The organism is Streptomyces sp. CA2R106 (assembly GCF_037034245.1).
Classification (GTDB): domain Bacteria; phylum Actinomycetota; class Actinomycetes; order Streptomycetales; family Streptomycetaceae; genus Actinacidiphila.
Genome location: NZ_JBAGKC010000241.1, coordinates 1 through 210, shown reverse-complemented (window position 1 = coordinate 210; position 210 = coordinate 1). Strand labels below are relative to the sequence as shown.

The 210-nt window shown below is 69.0% G+C and carries 1 protein-coding gene; it reads right to left on the bottom strand.

The genetic code is table 11. The features are described 5' to 3' along the window. Positions 1–18: 18 nt before the first annotated feature. Positions 19–210, bottom strand: a 192-nt coding sequence (locus WA788_RS35930; RefSeq protein ID WP_335984769.1) for a ricin-type beta-trefoil lectin domain protein, incomplete at its 5' end; no start/stop codon positions are given.

The window sequence follows — 210 nt, the reverse complement described above, 5'->3', positions numbered from 1 at the left end:
CGGGCCGGTGGGGTGGGGTCAGCCGAGGTTCCATTGCTGGTTGGTCTGGCCGTTGCAGGTCCACAGTTCGGCGAGGGCGCCGTTGGCGGTGGAGGCTGCGGTGACGTCGAGGCAGAGTCCGGACTGGGTGCCGGTGACGGTGCCGTTGGAGTTGACGCTCCACTGCTGGTTGGCGCCACCGTTGCAGGGCCAGGTCTCGACCTTGGTGCC